Origin of the sequence: Caballeronia sp. dw_19 (assembly GCF_018449515.1) — a bacterium.
Classification (GTDB): Bacteria; Pseudomonadota; Gammaproteobacteria; order Burkholderiales; family Burkholderiaceae; genus Caballeronia.
On the sequence record NZ_JAAVUQ010000001.1, the window covers coordinates 322,633 to 341,112 of the forward strand.

Annotated in this window: 14 protein-coding genes; 9 read left to right on the forward strand and 5 right to left on the reverse strand. The window is 60.3% G+C overall.

The genetic code is table 11. The features are described 5' to 3' along the window. Positions 1 to 121: 121 nt before the first annotated feature. Positions 122 to 508 carry a nuclear transport factor 2 family protein gene (locus HB376_RS01335; RefSeq protein WP_255631096.1) on the forward strand — a complete coding sequence of 129 codons (387 nt, stop codon included), beginning with the start codon at positions 122 to 124 and terminating at the stop codon, positions 506 to 508. Between the two features lie 111 nt (positions 509 to 619). Here HB376_RS01335 and HB376_RS01340 read toward each other — a convergent pair whose 3' ends face one another. Further along, positions 620 to 2,185 carry a methyl-accepting chemotaxis protein gene (locus HB376_RS01340; RefSeq protein WP_213761625.1) on the reverse strand — a complete coding sequence of 522 codons (1,566 nt, stop codon included), beginning with the start codon at positions 2,183 to 2,185 and terminating at the stop codon, positions 620 to 622. Positions 2,186 to 2,705: 520 nt separating this feature from the next. On the opposite strand from HB376_RS01340, the gene HB376_RS01345 reads away from it, so the two are divergent. Next, entirely contained in the window at positions 2,706 to 3,803 is a 1,098-nt protein-coding gene (locus tag HB376_RS01345) for a DNA alkylation repair protein (RefSeq protein ID WP_213761626.1), read from the forward strand. 502 nt (positions 3,804 to 4,305) lie between these two features. Here HB376_RS01345 and HB376_RS01350 read toward each other — a convergent pair. The 3 genes from HB376_RS01350 to mdeB all read right to left on the reverse strand — a co-directional run bounded on the left by HB376_RS01350 (position 4,306) and on the right by mdeB (position 9,487). Further along, on the reverse strand, positions 4,306 to 5,652 hold the full coding sequence (locus HB376_RS01350) for a pyridoxal-dependent decarboxylase (protein ID WP_213761627.1): 1,347 nt from the start codon (positions 5,650 to 5,652) through the stop codon (positions 4,306 to 4,308). Between the two features lie 185 nt (positions 5,653 to 5,837). After that, positions 5,838 to 6,608: a helix-turn-helix transcriptional regulator gene (locus tag HB376_RS01355; protein WP_213761628.1), complete on the reverse strand. Its 771-nt coding sequence runs from the start codon at positions 6,606 to 6,608 to the stop codon at positions 5,838 to 5,840. 158 nt (positions 6,609 to 6,766) lie between these two features. Then, a complete protein-coding gene (gene mdeB / locus HB376_RS01360; protein ID WP_213761629.1) occupies positions 6,767 to 9,487 on the reverse strand; it encodes an alpha-ketoglutarate dehydrogenase in 2,721 nt (906 codons plus the stop codon). Positions 9,488 to 9,639: 152 nt separating this feature from the next. Here mdeB and HB376_RS01365 point away from each other — a divergent pair, with 152 nt between their 5' ends. Further along, positions 9,640 to 10,170, forward strand: coding sequence for an Lrp/AsnC family transcriptional regulator (locus tag HB376_RS01365; protein ID WP_213761630.1), 531 nt, complete (start codon positions 9,640 to 9,642; stop codon positions 10,168 to 10,170). A gap of 125 nt (positions 10,171 to 10,295) precedes the next feature. Beyond that, entirely contained in the window at positions 10,296 to 10,547 is a 252-nt protein-coding gene (locus tag HB376_RS01370) for a hypothetical protein (RefSeq protein WP_213761631.1), read from the forward strand. Between the two features lies 1 nt (position 10,548). Here the strand turns inward: HB376_RS01370 and HB376_RS01375 are convergent, their stop codons facing one another. Beyond that, positions 10,549 to 10,782, reverse strand: a complete 234-nt coding sequence (locus HB376_RS01375; protein WP_213761632.1) for a helix-turn-helix domain-containing protein — start codon at positions 10,780 to 10,782, stop codon at positions 10,549 to 10,551. 351 nt (positions 10,783 to 11,133) lie between these two features. Between HB376_RS01375 and HB376_RS01380 the strand changes: the two genes are divergently transcribed. The 5 genes from HB376_RS01380 (at position 11,134) to HB376_RS01400 (ending at position 18,401) form a co-directional block, all read left to right on the forward strand. Further along, entirely contained in the window at positions 11,134 to 12,360 is a 1,227-nt protein-coding gene (locus HB376_RS01380) for an MFS transporter (protein ID WP_213761633.1), read from the forward strand. Positions 12,361 to 12,605: 245 nt separating this feature from the next. Beyond that, entirely contained in the window at positions 12,606 to 13,409 is an 804-nt protein-coding gene (locus tag HB376_RS01385) for a TetR/AcrR family transcriptional regulator (RefSeq protein WP_213761888.1), read from the forward strand. 111 nt (positions 13,410 to 13,520) lie between these two features. Then, complete coding sequence (locus tag HB376_RS01390) at positions 13,521 to 16,025, forward strand: acyl-CoA dehydrogenase (RefSeq protein WP_213761634.1); 2,505 nt, start codon at positions 13,521 to 13,523, stop codon at positions 16,023 to 16,025. A 37-nt stretch (positions 16,026 to 16,062) separates the two neighbouring features. Next, entirely contained in the window at positions 16,063 to 17,493 is a 1,431-nt protein-coding gene (locus HB376_RS01395) for a 3-oxoacyl-ACP reductase (RefSeq protein ID WP_213761635.1), read from the forward strand. A 2-nt stretch (positions 17,494 to 17,495) separates the two neighbouring features. Continuing rightward, entirely contained in the window at positions 17,496 to 18,401 is a 906-nt protein-coding gene (locus tag HB376_RS01400) for a MaoC/PaaZ C-terminal domain-containing protein (RefSeq protein ID WP_255631097.1), read from the forward strand. Positions 18,402 to 18,480: the final 79 nt, after the last annotated feature.

Below are 18,480 nucleotides of genomic sequence, written 5' to 3' on the forward strand. Positions count from 1 at the left end.
ACCACCCGCTATAGACCGCTGCAAGACTTCGCTGCAATACTTCCCGCTGAAACCCGGCGTGCGCGCTCATGATGACGCTCGCAGCCGGGATCGTTTTATTACCCGAAAGGAAAATAACAAAATGAATGAAAGCGGATTGAGTGACGTCGAATTCCCGGTACAAAAGCAACTTGAGGCTTATAACGCCCGGGATATAGAAGGGTTCATGCAGTGGTGGGCCCACGACTGTGAGTACTACGAGTTCCCTTCACGTTTGCTGGCTAGCGGCGCAAACGAGATCCGCGAACGACACATCGCCCGGTTCAGCGAAGCCAATCTTTTCGGCAAGCTCATCACGCGTATATCGGTTGGCAACCTGGTGGTCGACCAGGAGCGCGTCACTCGTACCTTTCCGGACGGTCCCGGCGAGATCGACGTGGTCGCCATCTACGAAGTCGAGAACGGGAAAATAGCGAAAGCATGGTTCAAGATGGGCACACCGCGATTGCACAGCGCTGAGACACGATGACCGCTGAGGCGGTCAGCGTATTCTGCCCGGCTAGCAAGCGTTGGGCCAATCGAAACCTGCCGCCGCTTTGAACGCCACAAGGGCCAAACGCCCTTGTGCCTGCTTCGGTCTTCAAAACCGCGTTACCCTTCCCTCGTCCGGGATCTTGAACACGGATACTGCGGCCTTCAGGTGACGCGTTTGCTCATGCAGCGATGCAGCCGCCGATGCAGCCTGCTCCACCAGCGCCGCGTTCTGTTGCGTCATCGCATCCATCTGCACGACGGCCTGATTGACCTGCTCGATGCCCGTGCTTTGCTCGAGCGATGACGCGCTGATCTCCGCCATCATTTGCGTAAGGCGCGAGATTGACGTCGATACTTCGCGCATTGCTTCACCCGCCCGTCCCGCGAGCGCGGAGCCATCGTTCACTTGCGAGACGGACTCGCCGATCAGTTCCTTGATCTCCTTGGCCGATTGCGCGCTGCGTTGCGCAAGCCCACGCACCTCGCTTGCCACGACCGCGAATCCGCGGCCCTGCTCGCCTGCCCGCGCCGCCTCGACAGCCGCATTCAACGCCAGGATGTTGGTCTGGAAAGCGATGCCGTCGATCACCGAGATGATCTCCGAGATCTTGTCCGAACTCTTCGCGATGCTGGTCATCTTCTCGACCACCTGATCGACCACGCCCGTGCCTCGCGATGTCGCGGTCAGCGCGTCCCCGGCAAGACTGTTCGCATCGCGGGCATGCTCGGCATTCTGGCGCACCGTCGCGGTCAGCTCCTCCATGCTCGATGCGGTCTCTTCCAGCGAAGCGGCCTGGTTCTCGGTGCGCGCTGACAGATCCGCGTTACCGGTGGCGATTTCGTCGGCGCCAAGATTGATCGAGTCCGACGACTCGCGCACCGTCTTTACCGTGTGGGCGACGCTCGCCTGCATCGACGCAAGACCGGCGAACAAGCGGCCAATTTCGTTGGTGCCGCGATCGGCAATGTGCTCGTCGAGCTTGCCCTCGGCAATCCGTTCGAAGTGACGGCCCGCTTCCTCGAGCGGCGCGACCACACCGCGACGCAACGCGACATGCACAAACGCGACGCCCGCGACCAGCGCCACGAAAATCGCTAATCCGACTCCCCGGAACCAATCAAGCCGGGCATCGATGGAATCAAGATACGACCGGCTCGCGGCGTCGCCGAAGCGCGCGAAGTTTTGTTGCTCGGCGAGGTAGCGGTCCTGGAAGCCTTGGGTGGGCTGGTCAAGGAACGCTTGCAGGTTATTGGCATCGAGGTACTGGGTCAGTTCACTCAGCGCGCCGTGATATGCCTGAAATTTTTCCTGCAATGCGGCCGTACGCGCCCTGTTTTCATCGCCGGTTTTCGGCGCATTGACGAAAGCGGTAAACGATTGATCCGCAAGCGCCAACTGCTCGCGCGCGTGCTGGACGATGTCGACCGGTTCCGTGCCGCCGCGTGCCATGCGCGTCCCGGCCCGCGACAGGTTGATCCGTGCATCCATCAGGCGTTGAGTGGATTCGTTGACCGCGTTGACTTGCTTGAGCGCGATGTCCGACAGGTTGCCTACATCCTTATGAGTAGCGGTCAACGACCAGAAACCAAGCCCTTCCGTGACGATCTGGAAGAGACAAAACACGACCAGAACGACCAGAAGGCTGGTGGAAACACTCGCTTTTTTAAGCATATTGACGACTCTTCGTAACGTTGAACTCGATATGGCCCTTTAACGTGTCTTAGCGTGTCAAACAATCAATGTCTTCCGCAGCACCCATCGGCCGCGCCCGTTCGCGAGAGCGCGAAAGGAGCGGGAGTGTCATTGGATGCGGGTCGAAAACGCTATCCGGAAGGTCGTCGAGTGATCTAAGACAGCGTTGAAACCTGACAGGCTGGCCCCTTGTTAACGGCGGCATCAATGGATACTTAAAGCTTACAAAAAAGACCCGAAAGTCTTTCAATTTCTGCTGAATCGACCCTAAAAATGCGGCCCCTGACAAGATCTGACAGGGGCAACAGATATGCTTTCTTTCCGCTGGCGTGAGCGACGCTCTTATGACGAAATCTGGCACAGATCGTCAACAAGTTAGTAGCTGCCCGGCGATATGATTGAGCGCACTGAACCGCGCCTTGGACGGCTCCAGACCAGCCGAAACACCCGTTGCAGCCGACAGCAACTCCAGCGCAATTCCAACAAGAAAACGATAACGATGCCTGACACTGAAAACACCGCACTGAAAGAGATCTTCAACAACCGCCGGTTCCGCGACATGGCGCTCGACGTCAAAGCGGTTTATCCCCCATTCGACGCGCGGCGTTTCCTCAAGATTTCCCTAGCCGGGCTTGACGACCTGACCCTGATGCAACGCCTGCGCCGCATGACTCAGGCGCTGCATGCAACCCTTCCCGCGGACTACGGTCAAGCACTCGATATTCTTCGCGCGCTGGCGCTGCGGATCGGGAACGGATTTGCGACGCTGGTCCTTCCCGACTACGTTGGACAATACGGTCAGGACGACTTCGATGTATCGATGGACGCACTCAAGTTTTTCACGGCCTTCGGCACGTCCGAGTTCGCTGTACGCGAGTTCCTGCGCAAGGATCTGAAGCGAGCGCTGGCCATCATGACAGTATGGTCACGCGATGACAGCGACGCCGTGCGTCGACTCGCGAGCGAAGGAAGCCGTCCACGCTTGCCGTGGTCGTTCCGGCTCGACGCAATTCTGGCTGATCCTTCGCTGGCGGCGCCCATTCTGGAGAACCTGCGCTCGGACGCGAGCCTGTATGTCCGCAAGTCAGTCGCCAATCATCTGAACGATGTCACCAGATCGCATCCTGAGTGGGTGCTGGACCGGCTGGCGACGTGGCCGATTGAAAACCCCCACACGGCCTGGATTGCGAAGCGCGCGCTGCGCTCCCTGATCAAGGCCGGCAACGGCCGCGCGCTGGCGCTGATTGGCGCGGGCGGCGTGCCCGATGTGAAGCTCAGCAAGTTCGCCGTGACGCCACGCCAGGTTGCATTAGGCGAGCGTGTGACCTTGTCATTCGACCTTGCATCGAAGTGCCCCGAAAGCCAGCGGCTCGTGATCGACTACAGGATGCATTATGTGAAAAAATCGGGCGTGACGGCCGCGAAGGTATTCAAGCTGAAGGAGCTGACACTGGACGGCGGGCAAAAGGTAGCGATAGAACGCACGCAGAACATCCGGGACTTCACCACGCGCGTGCATTACGCCGGGCGGCATGACGTCGAGATCCTGGTGAACGGCGTATGCCTCGCCAAGGGATATTTCGATCTGAGTTGTTGAGCATTGAACCTTCACGGTCCCTATCTTCAAGCGCTCGATCCAAAAAAATAAGATCTCGCCCAGGCCCTCGGACTATTATTTACAGTGTCGACCACGGCGTTGGCGATCGGGCCTGCACGAGAAAACGAATTCGCTCTCGATAACATGGCAAGCTCGCTGCTTGCCATCGTCCCGGTCTTGCCAGGTATGTGGATCGGTCAACGCATGCGCGGCCGTATCAACTATCAGCCCACGACCCTCCGCTGATGGTTCTTTACCTGCACGCTGGCGCTCGATCTTCGACTGCTGTTACGACATTTCATCTAAGCGTCGAGCCGGTAGCATGCCACCGGCTTCGACCCTCTGGGAGATCTGACGCGATGCTCTCGGCATTACTCGAAACACTGGGCGCGTTGGCGGTATTGGCCAGCCTCGCGATTAATCTTCGCGCGCTTTTCGATCGGCATCGGTAGCTTGACCAAACCGCGCCCGATATCGATATCGATATCGAATGCCGCATTGCTCAGCGTGGTTTGGCAAGCCCGGTCAACAATTGCACGAGTGCGTCCGCTTCGTGTTCTGTCGTCCGCCAGGATGACACGCTGATCCGGAATGCCGGCCGACCTTGCCAGACGGTCGCGCCAAACCAGGCCTCGCCCGACGCCTGGACCGCTTCGCGGGCAGCAACCGTGAGTTCATCGGTATGCGCGCGAACCAGAATCTGGTTCAGCGTGACACGGTTCAGTATCTCGAACCCCGCCTGCGCCAGACCCTGTGCAATGCGCCGCGCGAGCGCGCAGTGCTGGTCCACTAATGAAGCCACGCCTTCACGCCCTAACGTCCGCAATGCGGCCCACACCGGTATGCCGCGAGCCCTTCGCGAAAACTCGAGAGTCAGGTTTTTCTGCGCGTCCCTCGCCCCGCTCAAATAGACCGCATCGCTATTCATTGCGGCAGCGAGCGCTTCACTATCGCGGCAGATCGCCATCGCGCAGTCATAGGGTGTGTTCAGCCATTTGTGGGCATCGGTTGTCCAGCTATCGGCCCCTTCTATCCCTTTCGTCAGTTCCGCATGCGAGGACGCGCGTGCCCACAAGCCGAACGCCGCATCCACATGAACCCAGGCGCCGGCAGCCTTGGCCTGCGGAATAAGCACGTCGAATGGATCGAATTCACCCGTGTTGACCTCGCCCGCCTGCAAACAAAGGATGGTCATGTCATCGAGTGGCGGCAAGCGTTCCGGGTCCACCTGACCATGATGGTTTACCGGTGCGAACAGTATCTTGTTCATGCCGAAACCAAGCAGGCGAAGCGCCTTTTTCACGGTGATATGCACAAGCTCGGACACCACGACCTTGACCTCGGGAGCACCTGCCAGTCCGTCGTTGTCGAAGTCCCAGCCCTTGCGTAAGAGCAGCATGCGGCGCGCGGCAACAAGGCAGCTCAGCGTGCAAGCCGTGGCGCTGGTACCGAACCCCACCGCGCTTTCGCGAGGCAGGTCCAGCGCCTCGAGCACCCAGCCCGCCGCGACCCGTTCGAGCGTGGCCGCGACCGGAGAGTTGTCGAATGACGACGCGCATTGGTCCCATGCCAGCATCAGGCGTTCTGCTGCCGCAGCCGCCGGCAGTGCTGCGCCGATCACAAAGCCGAAGTACCGCGGCCCGTTCGACACCACCGTGCCGGGCGAACCGATATCGTCCAACATCCGTAGCACGTCTTCTGGCGCATACCCGCGTGCCGGTAGCGGCTCGTTGAACGCGGCGAGCGCCTGCAGCGCCGCTTGATCGGGAAACACGCGTCGTTCCGGGATGGACTCGGTATAGCGTCGGGCGCGATCGTCGGCTTCGGTCAGCAGGGTTATCTCGTTCATCTATATTTCCGCCAAAGTAATAAGTGGTGCGAACAGGATCATGGTTCTTTCGATGTACGTATCGCAATGTCAACCGCCAGAATACCAGCGCAAGCAGGCTTGTGCCGGCGCCGGGCAAGCAGCCTCCCGGACATTGAAGCCGACGCTTGATCAATACGTTCGATCGTTCGCGGAGCATCCGTCCGCTAGACAAGATATTGGGTTGGCGTCACGCCGAAGGTCCGGCGAAACATGGCAATGAACGCGCTGACGTTTTCATAGCCGAGATCGAGTGCAATAGTCGTGACCGCCGTGCCAGACGCAAGCATCTCTAACGCCCGCATCAGGCGCGCCCGTTGGCGCCATTCGGAGAAGCTGAACCCCGTCTCGTCGATAAACCGTCGGGTCAACGTCCGTGACGCAACGCCACCCCAGTCAGCCCACTCTTCCAGGCGGCGGTTATCGGCGAGATCGTCAGCAAGTGCGCGCGCGATCCGCAGCACGCGCACATCACGCGGCATAGGTAAGCCGAAAGCCTCACGCGGCAACGAGCGAATTTCATCGAGGATGACACCCGCCAGGCGCATCTGCGCCTCATCCAGTGTCTTGCTGTCCCAGCTTGCCGCTCGGTTCACGGCTTCGCGTAACAGGCCGGAAGTGCGGATCGTGCAAGGCTCATGCGGAAGATCCGTACAGGCGCTCTCGCTGACGTAGACGCTCCAGCCCGCAAACGCACCGTGTGAACGAAGAGAATGCGCGCGGTTGGGCGGAAGCCAGACTGCATGGATTGCCGGCACGACCCATTGGCTGTCGTCGGTTCCAACGGACAGCAACCCGCGAACCGCGCCGAAGATCTGGCCACGGGCGTGGCGATGAGTCCCGGTGACACGCGCGACATCGCCGGACAGCTCGACAGCGAACAGGATCGGGCCATCGGCCGAATGAATTTTTGCGGAATCGAGAAGCGGAGCGGACATGACCGGGAAACCCTCTGGAACGGCTTTTATACCGCAGCGCAGAGTGTCCGCACAACATAAAAATCCCAGCATCGTGCGGCGGGTTGAACGCGCAAGTCATCCGATCCGAATGGGCCTGCGATCCGCCCGGTTTTGCCGCAATGGCCAGCCCCCGGCTTCTACCTCTGCCAGGGAGCGCCCGACGCGGACGCTGCCTTGCCATACTGCTGTGACGCTTTTCGCACTATGGCGATATCGATCTCGCCGTCGTCGGCCAACGCTTTCAAGGCTGCGATCACAATGGATGCGCGATCCACCTCAAAAAACTCGCGCAGCGCCTGACGGGTGTCGCTACGGCCGAAACCGTCGGTGCCAAGCGTCACGTAGCGACGCGGCACGTAAGCGCGGATCAGTTCGGGCACGGCGCGAACATAGTCCGTTGCCGCGATCACCGGGCCGCGCGACGCGCCAAGCATCGTGCCCACATACGGCGCAGGGGCTGTCTCGCCGAGCCGTGAAAGTCTTTCGGATACCATACCGTCTCGCTGCAACTCCGTGAAGCTCGTCACGCTCCATACCGCCGCTTCAATGCCCCACTCGTCGCGCAACATCCGCTGCGCCGCGATCACCTCACCGAGAATCGCGCCGGCACCGAGCAACTGCACCTGCGCCGTAGCGTCCGGTTCCGTCGCAAGCGGATACATGCCCTTGAGAATGCCCTCGCGCAGCGTCTCGAGATCGCCACCGGGCACCGATGGCTGCGCGTAATTCTCGTTCATCACGGTGACGTAATAGAACACGTCGTGCTGGCGCTCGACCATCTCGCGCATGCCTTCATCGACGATAGCCGCGACTTCATAGGCGAACGCGGGATCGTATGCACGGCAGTTCGGTATCGTCGATGCCACGAGATGGCTGCTGCCATCCTGATGCTGCAGACCCTCACCGCCAAGCGTCGTTTTGCCCGCGGTCGCGCCGATCAGGAAACCGCGGGCGCGCTGGTCCGCCGCCGCCCAGATGATGTCGCCGATACGCTGGAAGCCGAACATCGAGTAATAGATGTAGAACGGCAGCATGGGCAGATCGTGCACGCTGTACGACGTCGCCGCGGCGATCCATGACGACATCGCGCCCGCTTCTGAAATGCCCTCTTCGAGAATCTGTCCCTTGGTGTCCTCGCGGTAATAGAGCATGGAACCGAGATCTTCCGGCTCATACAACTGCCCGAGCGGTGAATAGATGCCAACCTGCCGGAACATGTTCGCCATGCCGAAGGTGCGCGCCTCATCGGCAACCACCGGCACCACGCGAGGCCCAAGCGTTGCGTCCTTCATCAGCGTGCCGAACATGCGCACGATCGCCATGGTGGTCGACATTTCCTTGCCTGCCGCATCGATTGCGAACTGGCCCCAGGTAGTAATCGAAGGGACGATCAGCCCCTTCGACGCCGCTCTCCGCCTTCTGGGCAGATAGCCTCCAACGCCTGCGCGTCGTGCGTGCAGGTACTGCATCTCCGGACTGTTTTCCGCAGGTTTATAGAACTTGACCGCCTCGACATCGGCGTCCGACAGCGGCAGGCGAAAGCGATCGCGAAACGCCTTGAGGTCGTCGAAGCCAAGCTTCTTTTGCTGGTGCGTCGTCATTCTTCCCTGGCCCGACGTCCCCATGCCGAAGCCCTTCATCGTCTTGGCGAGGATCACCGTCGGCTGGCCCTGATGACCGAGCGCCTTCGCGTAAGCCGCGTGGAGTTTGCGTACGTCGTGACCGCCGCGACGCAGGCCGTCGATATCCTCGTCGCTCAGATGCGAAGCCAATGCGGCAAGCTCGGGATTCTGGCCAAAGAAACGCTCGCGGTTATACCCGCCGTCGTTCGCCGAGAAAGTCTGGAACTGACCATCGACCGTATGCGCGAATGCACGCAGCAACGCGTTCGTCTGGTCGCGTGCAAAGAGCGCATCCCAATCGGAGCCCCACAAGACCTTGATCACGTTCCAGCCCGCACCAATGAACTGCGCTTCGAGCTCATCGATAATGCGGCCGTTGCTTCGCACCGGACCGTCGAGCCGCTGCAGGTTGCAATTGATGACGAACACGAGGTTGTCGAGTTGCTCGCGCGCAGCCAGCGACAGCGCGCCGATCGATTCCGGCTCATCCATCTCGCCGTCACCAAAGAAGCCCCACACCTTGCGGTCCTGCGTCTTTGCAAGGCCACGGTTTTGCAGGTAGCGCATGAAGCGCGCTTGATAGATCGAGTTGATCGGACCGATGCCCATCGAGCCCGTGGGGAACTGCCAGAAATCCGGCATGAGCCACGGATGCGGATACGAACACAGCCCGGGTCCGACTATCTCCTGCCGATAGTGCTGCAAATGCTCTTCGCCAAGAAAGCCTTCAAGGAACGCGCGGGCATAAACGCCCGGCGATGAATGGGGCTGGAAATACACGAGATCTGCCCCCGTGCCTTCGCCCGCATCCGGCGCAGCAGCGCGGAAGAAATGGTTGAAACCCACTTCGAAGAGATCGGCCGCGGAGGCATAGCTCGCAATATGGCCGCCGAGTTCGCCGTAAGCCTTGTTCGCGCGCACGACCATCGCGAGCGCATTCCAGCGCAACGCAGCCGCGAGCTTTTCCTCTATCTCCAGATTGCCCGGATAACGCGGCTGCTCTGCAACAGGAATGGTGTTGATATATGGCGTGACACGCGCCCGCGACGACTCGATACCCAGCGACAGCGCATGCTCGGCCAGCCGGTCATAAAGATATTGCGCGCGGTCGCGGCCAACGTGTTCGGTGACTGCGTCCAGCGCCTCCAGCCATTCGGCGGTTTCCTCGGGATCGGTGTCTTCGCGACCTCGGGCTATCGACAGAATCTGTTCGCTTCCGCTGGATAAATCGGTCATGGCACGGCTCCGCATTGAATGGGGGAATAGCGTTGGCATTGCAATACAGCTTAACTATTGCGCCGCAGAATGTGCCTCTCATTTGCTTTTAATCAGGCTCCGGGATAGTGTATTTATTCCGCGTACGCCCCCTTCTCCAGAATATTCGAGCTATGACGACATCGCCTAAACGCCTGGACCGTATCGACATCGGCATCCTGAACCAGTTGCAGCAGAATGCGCGCATCACTAATTCGGAACTGGCGCAGGCAGTAAATCTGTCGCAGACGCCTTGTTTTAACCGCGTGCGGGCGCTCGAAAAATTGGGACTGTTCAAACAGCAGGTCACGTTGCTGAACCCCGAACCGCTTGGGCTTCGGATCAACGTGTTCATCCAGGTCAGCCTGACGAAACAGGATGAAGACGCGCTGCGGCGTTTCGAAGAAGCGATCGGCGAGCGGCCTGAGGTCATGGAGTGTTACCTGATGACCGGCGACGCCGACTACCTGCTGCGCGTCGTGATGCCGGACATCCAGTCTCTGCAACGCTTCATCATTGAACGGCTGACAAAGATCCCGGGCATCTCGAACATCCGATCAAGCTTCGCGCTCAAGCAGGTGCGGTATAAGACGGCGTTGCCGCTGCCGCTGTCCGGCTTGACGTTGCACGACCCGGACGAGAACGCGGATATGGAGTGGAGTTAATGGGGTTTATGGCTCGTTGAACAAGTCCCGTTGGCGTGGAAAGCGTATCGAATGGCTGTACGCCGCAGCGCGTGCGCTTGCCGCTCGCTAAAGTGGAGAGGTCAACCACACACCAGGAGTACATGATGCGCGCTGCAGATATTCTTCCCGATCACCTCGACGACGGCACGTTCAACGGCGTCTCCGTTCGCAAAGGCACCGTCGGTGCGTTCCTCGCTAACGCGCGAGTCTGGGCCAATCCCTTGACGTCCGCGAACGAGCGTACAACGGCGGAAAACGATATTGTCGATGCCCTGCCCGCATTACGCGCGCTTGGCTTGTTCGATTTGCTGGAGATCCGCGACGCCGGTTTGCGGGTGCTGGTCGACTCGCACTAGCTCATCGAACCCGCAGGAAGTCCCGCGGCGACATTCCGGACGCCGCGCGAAAACGCCGGCTGAAATGCGCGGGATGGTCGAATCCATTTCGATAAGCTATCCTCTCTATCGACAACGATGCCCAGATCGGACTAGCCAGGTCATCGCGGCAGCCGAGATGAAAACATAAGGCCAACGAGCGCGAGGAGTGGCGGACATGGGGACTCTGCCGATCTAGTTTCGATGCGGCCGGCATCAATTTTGGCCAGTCAACGCGCTTGTCCGTAAGTGAACCGATCTCCTGCCCTCAGGTGAAGTGCCCACGACCCTCCCCTCGAACCATTTAATACAAAATTAATTCAATTAACTTTCATTTACTTTAATTTATCAGCTTAATCGAAAGCTATCCGATGATGCGGTGCACCGCAAACACCAAATCATACCGGGGTTAATACCAATTTGGCCGATCGTTGCGAGCATCGAATTAAACAGCGGCGTACACTCCAACCTGCCGACACCAGCCGAGCGCCTTATTCGGCGCGGCGCAGAGAAGAGCTCGGTCACGTCGTCATGGTTAATCAATTACGCGAATGGGGAGATTACGGTAATGAGCTGGACGCGAGAACAAAGAAACGTGACGATTGCGGCCTATTTAGGCTGGACACTCGATGCCTTCGATTTCTTTCTAATGGTTTTCATATTGAAAGACATCGCCACGGAATTCAATACGAAGATTCCGGCGGTCGCTTTTGGCATTACCCTGACGCTCGCAATGCGCCCTCTCGGAGCGCTGATCTTCGGCCGTCTCGCCGACAAATATGGCCGGCGTCCAACGCTAATGGTCAATATCGCGATCTATTCGCTGCTGGAACTGCTGTCGGGTTTCTCGCCGAATCTCTTTACGCTGCTCGTGTTGCGCTCGCTGTTCGGTATTGCGATGGGCGGTGAATGGGGCGTGGGTTCAGCCCTTACGATGGAAACCGTGCCGACCAAAGCGCGTGGCTTTGTATCGGGCCTCTTGCAAGCGGGTTATCCGAGCGGGTATCTGCTGGCTTCAATTGTGTTCGGCGTCGCGTATCAGTACGTCGGCTGGCGCGGGATGTTTTTTATCGGCGTGGCTCCCGCGCTGCTGGTTTTATATGTGCGCGCGCACGTGCCTGAGTCGCCGGCATGGAAGGCCATGGAGAAGCGGCCACGCCCCGGCTTGCTGAAGACGCTCAGGCAGAACTGGCAATTGTCCATCTATGCAATTGTCTTGATGACCGCGTTTAACTTCTTCTCGCACGGCACCCAGGATCTTTATCCGACTTTCTTGCGCGAACAGCATCACTTCGATCCACACACGGTTGCGCTCATTACCATTGTTCTGAATATCGGGGCGATCTGTGGCGGGCTGTTCTTCGGATCCATGTCGGAGAAAATCGGGCGCCGCTGGGCAATCTTTATTGCCTCTTTAATCGCGTTGCCGGTATTGCCGCTCTGGGCGTTCTCAAGTGGCCCGGTAGCGCTCGCCGCCGGAGCTTTTCTGATGCAGATCTCTGTTCAAGGGGCCTGGGGAGTGATCCCGGTACATCTGAACGAGATTTCGCCCGATGAGATTCGCGCCACGTTTCCCGGACTCATTTATCAGTTGGGCAATCTGCTGGCTTCGGTCAATGCCACCATGCAGGCGTCTATCGCCATCAAGAACGGTAATAACTATGGACTCGCCATGGCGCTGGTCGGCGGCACGGTCGCCGTGGTGATTGCGGCGCTTATTTTCTTTAGCCGCGAGCGACGAGGCATCGACATGACCGAGTCGGCCCAGCATGTCGGGGCGACGAGTTCGGTTTAAGGGTTTTTATCCAACGGGGACGCATTTGCGTCCCCATTTTCCTCACTCGATTCACATCTCTTCCTCACCCTCTCTCGCACGACCGTTCTCGTTCTAGAGAGCGCGCTCCACAAAATGGCTTGTTGATCTCACCAAAGCTTTTTATCTTGATTAGAACGCCCGTTTTAATCAAAAGCTTTTAATCGATAATTGCCACCATGCGGACCGCCACAACGGTCCCGGAGACGCCTGTGCCTACCCGTTCCATGCTTAACGTTTCGAGTCGCGCGCCCTCACGCGCGTCCGGCGATACAAAGACTCGCTTGCTCGACGCCGCCGAAGCGCTCTTCATTGACGCCGGTTACGAAGCCATGTCGATGCGGCTCATCACCGCTCGCGCCGATGCCAACCTGGCCGCCGTGAACTATCACTTCGGCGGCAAGGACGCGCTGATCCACGCAATGCTCACTCGTCGCCTCGACGGTCTTAACCAGAACCGCCTGGCCTTGCTTGAACGCTTCCAGTCCTCGCTGGGTTCGCAACTCACCTGCGAGCACATCCTCGGCGCGATGTTTATCCCGGCGCTCCAGCAATCCCGCTGCGTCGAGAAAAGCGGCCCTGCTTTGCTGCGCCTTCTAGGCCGCGCCTACACCGATCCGTCGCCGTTCATTCGCAATTTCCTGCGCGGAATCTATGCGGATGTCGCCGAGCGTTTCTTCCGCGCGTTTCAAACTGTCCTTCCTCATTTGCCTCGCGAAGAACTTGGCTGGCGGCTGCACTTTTGCATCGGCTCGCTCAGCGGCATTCTCGCCGGGGCCGATACGACCAGCCTTATCGCCGATTTCACGCAGGGCCAGCGCCTGGAGGACTCGCAATTGATCGGCCGTCTCGCGCTGGTCATGGTGGCCGCGCTCAAAGCGCCGCTGTCTCCTCCCAACGGCGCCTGCCCGTTCGCCTCCATGTTCTCCGAGCGCGAACCGGTCTCGAGCGGAGCAGTAGCCTTGACGCCGGACCCTTTAAGCGCGGGTCCGTTCGCGCACGATGACGCGTCGCAACATGCCACAGCCTGAATTGAGGACGCACGCGCCGGGTATGTAATGTGCTGAACAATAAGCTGCCGATGCACACCGCCTCCATGCCGTTCTCGCGCACACTATCGAACAACATCGGGAGAGGTCGTCATGACAGCCAGCTTCGTGGTCGCACTGTTTATCGTGAGCGGGGCTTTGCTGTATATGCAAGCGCCCGCCGTTGGCTGGCTCGCATGGGCAGTGATCTGGGTGGCGGCCGGCTGGTTCGCAGGGGTGACCGGGCCGGTCGTCACAGCGCTCCTTGCGATCGTCTTCGTGCTGCCCGCGCTCGTGCTTGCCATCAAGCCGCTGCGCCGTGCGCTGCTGACCAAACCTGTCTTCGACCTGTTCCGCAAGATCCTGCCGGAGATGTCGCCGACCGAACGCGATGCAATCGAAGCCGGCACGGTCTGGTGGGATGCAGCGTTGTTCTCCGGGCGCCCGAAGTGGGACACGCTGCTTGCACTCGGCGCACCGGTGCTCACGGCCGAAGAGCGCGCATTCATCGACACCGAATGCACGCAGCTCTGCGATCTCGCGAACGACTGGGAAACAACGGCGATCTGGCAAGACCTGTCGCCGCAAGCATGGCAATTCATCAAGTCGAAGGGCTTCCTCGGCATGATCATTCCGAAGCAGTACGGCGGCAAAGAATTCTCCGCCTACGCGCATTCGCAGGTCATCATGAAACTCGCCACGCGCTGCTCTGCCGCAGCGGTTTCGGTGATGGTGCCCAACTCGCTTGGCCCCGCCGAATTGCTGATGCACTACGGCACCGAAGCACAGAAAAACCACTATTTGCCGCGTCTGGCTCGTGGCGATGAAATCCCCTGCTTCGCGCTGACCAGTCCCTACGCCGGGTCGGACGCGGCGGCGATCCCCGACGTGGGCATCGTGTGCAAGGGGTTGCATGAAGGCCGCGAAACGCTCGGCTTTCGCGTGACATGGGACAAGCGCTACATTACGCTTGGGCCGATAGCGACGGTGCTGGGCCTCGCGTTTCGCGCACTCGATCCCGACCATTTGCTGGGTACTGCAGATGAAGCCGGCATCACCTGCGCGCTTATCCCGACCAATCATCCGGGCGTGAATATCGGCCGCCGTCACTGGCCTTTGAATGCAGTGTTCCAGAACGGCCCGAACTGGGGCAACGATGTCTTCATTCCACTCGACTGGGTGATCGGCGGGCGCGAACAAGTCGGCAACGGCTGGCGCATGCTGATGGAATGCCTCGCAGCGGGACGCGCCATTTCGTTGCCATCGTCGAACGTGGGCATGGCGAAGCTGGCCGTGCGCGGCACCGGTGCTTACTCCGCCGTGCGGCGGCAGTTCCGTACCGCTATCGGCAAGTTCGAAGGCGTGCAGGAAGCGCTCGGGCGCATGGGCGGCAACCTGTATGTGATGGACGCGGCACGCCGCTTGTCGGCACAAGGCGTCGATCTTGGCGAGAAACCGTCCGTGATTTCGGCAATCGCGAAATATCACATCACCGAACGCGCGCGCAAAGTGATCAACGACGGCATGGACGTAGTCGCGGGCAAGGGCATCTGCATGGGACCGTCGAATTTCCTCGCCCGTGCTTATCAACAAGTGCCTATCTCCATCACGGTGGAAGGCGCGAACATCCTTACGCGAAGCCTGATTATTTTCGGTCAGGGCGCGATCCGCTGTCATCCGTACGTGCTGAAAGAGATGACCGCGACACGCGATGCCGACCGCGCCAAGGGTCTGCGTGATTTCGACAACGCCTTCTTCGGTCACGCGAGTTTCACGGCATCGAATGCAGTGCGCAGCTTCGTGTTCGCGCTGGGCGGCAGCGCGCTGATCCCCAAACCCACCCGCGCCGACGCGCGTCTTGTGCCCTACTATCGCGCGGCTACTCGCTTCGCCACGGCATTCGCGCTGCTCGCGGACGTATCGATGTTCGCGATCGGTGGCGAATTGAAGCGGCGCGAACGCCTCTCGGCAAGACTCGGCGATATCCTCTCGCAGCTCTACCTGATCTCGGCCACCCTCAAGCGCTTCGAAGACGATCGCCGTCCAGAAGCCGATCTTCCGCTCGTGCGCTGGGGTGTAGAAGATGCGTTGCATCGAGCGCAAACGGCCTTCGAAGGCGTACTTTCCAACTATCCGAAGCCACTCGCGGCAGGCTTCGTGCGCGCACTTGCGTTTCCTTTCGGCATGCCGCGTCGCGTACCAGGGGATCGGCTGGGGAGTGCTATTGCCGAGTTGATGACAACCCCCGGCGACGCCCGCGAACGTCTGATTGCGGACTCGTACGCGCCGCCCGTGCATATCGATCCGCTCGGTTACGGCGAGTTGATGTTCGCGCTCAGTCCGCGTTATGCCGAGATCGAGCACAAGCTGCGCGATGCGGTCAAGGCCAGGCAGATTCCGCCGATGCCGCAAAGCCTGCCCGAACTCGACGCATGGGCGGCGGCCTGCGAAACGCGCGGTTTGATCGATGCGACCGAACGTCAGGTACTCTCCGACTACGCGCGTTACGGCGTGGAAGTCGTCAAGGTCGATGACTTCGGCGCGGATTTCGGTATGCTCGATGCGTTAAAGAAACGTCAGGAAGCACTGGCGAACGAGCCCGAGGAAATCCATGCGTAATCCAACATACAAGCGCTAAACCGTTTTTCAGGCAGGCATGAAAGATCGCTATCTCGACTTCGTCAATTCCCCCTTCGGCGCGAGCGTCGCGCGTTCCATCGGCTTGCCACAGCCGATAGTATTGCGGCGGCATGCGCAGGGACGCCCGGAATTCGGCGGTATAGCAGCGATCGGAGCGGGTCCGTCGCCCACGCTGTTCGAGCCGTTGATTACGCTGCTGACTTCCATCGGCATGACGAGCGTCGCTCACGAAAGCGCGCTCGGCTGGTTGCCCGTCGCGGCAAGACATGGCGCCATGAGCGGACGCTTCGAACCGCGCTCGCCCGGCGCGGCGCCGAACGATCGCGTACAGGCGCTGATCTTCGACGCAACAGGTATCACCGACAGCACGCAACTGCATGCGCTTTACAGCTTCTTCCACGATGCAATCCGGTCGGTGGCGAAGAGCGGCCGTATCGTCGTCCTCGGACGGCAGCCACAATCCTGCACATCACCGCGAGCATGGACCGCGCAACGGGCGCTGGAAGGCATGACACGTTCACTCGGCAAGGAAGCGCGCGGCGGCATCTCTTCGAATCTGGTTCAGGTAGAACCGGGCGCAGATATTGAAGGCGCGCTGCGTTTTCTGCTTTCGCCACGCTCGGCGTATGTATCGGGTCAGATCGTGCATATCGACACCACGCCGGTCACGCAGCCCGCCGACTGGAACCAGCCGCTCGCGGGCAAACGTGCGCTCGTGACGGGCGCGGCACGCGGGATTGGTGCGGCGATTGCGCAGGTGCTCGCCGATCGTGGCGCGCACGTGATCGGGCTGGATGTCCCTCAGGCTCAGGACGCGCTCGACCAGACCATGCTCGCGCTGGAAGATGCATGGCCGTCGCAAGGGGCACACACGGCGCTCGTGGCGGATATCGCAGCGCCTGAAGCGCCCGAGACCATCGCGGCCGCGCTGCTGGCCGTGGGCGGTATCGATATCGTCGTGCACAACGCCGGCATCACGCGCGACAAGACCATCGCGAAGATGACGGAGGCCGCGTGGGACAGCGTGATCGATGTGAATCTCTCGGCGCAGGAGCGCATAGACGACTTGCTGCTCGATCAGAACGTGCTGCATGCAGGCGGCCGGATCATAGGGGTATCGTCGATCAGCGGCATTGCCGGCAATCTCGGCCAGACCAATTACGCGACCTCGAAGGCCGGCGTGATCGGCCGCGTGCAAAGCATGGTGGAACCGCTGCGCGCACGGGGCATCACGATCAATGCGGTGGCGCCGGGGTTTATCGAAACGCAGATGACCGCCCGGATTCCCCTGGGACTTCGCGAAGCCGGACGACGCATGAATTCGATGAGCCAGGGCGGCCAGCCTGTGGACGTCGCCGAGACGATCGTGTGGCTCGCCAGTCCGGCTTCCGCCGGCATCACCGGCAACGTGGTGCGCGTGTGCGGACAAAGCCTGATCGGAGCATGACCATGGGCATGCCGGTTCCGTCAAACTCGCCGCGCATGTGCACGGTGATCATCGAGTCCCTGCCGCCGCCCGCGAAACTCTATGGCCGTGCGCTGCAGGGCATTTTCAAGCGCGCGGACGGGGTTGTGGAACTACCGCCGCTGCGCCTCGTGCGTCCAAGCGTGGCGCTGGATCCTGAACAGATCGGCCGCTATGCGCGCGTATGCGGTTTTATCCCCGAGCAAGGGGTGCCTGTCACCTTCCCTCACGTGATGGCGTTCCCGCTGCACCTGATGCTGCTCACCGACCCCGCTTTTCCATGGCCCGCGATGGGTCTCGTGCATGTATCGAACAGCGTGCGCTTGCGGCGTACGCTGTACTCGGGACAGGCATTACGCATCGAAGTAGAAAGCGGCGCGCTGGTGGCTCACGACAAGGGGCAGGCGTTCACGCTGCATACGCGCATCTATCGCGGTGGTGAAGCGGTCTGGGATGCGGACAGTGTGTATCTGAAGCGGGGTGTTCCGGGTCACCGTCATGCCTCCGCTCCTCAGGCCGACTCTACGGCGCCCGCACTGATCCGTGAAGCGCGCTGGCAGCTTCCCGCACAACTCGGCCGCGACTATGCAAAAGCGTCCGGTGACTTCAACCCTATTCATCTGCACGCCCTTGCCGCGAAAACGTTCGGCTTTCCGCGCGCCATCGCGCATGGCATGTGGACGTTCGGGCGTACGCTCGCCGCGCTGCAACCGTCGAAACAACTCGGTGCCGCTGATGTGCAAGGCGACTTCAAGTCACCCATTTTTCTACCCGCTGAAACCACGGTGTGGACCGCGGCTTTATCGGCGACAGGACGTGACTTTGAAGTACGCGATCTGGCAGGTGAACGACTCCATTTGCGCGGCCGCTTCGAATGGGAATTGCCATGATTCCGGCGCTCATCGTGGGCGAACGCTGCGATGCAGTCCGCGCTTTTTACAAAATCATACGGTATCCTCAACTACCCGT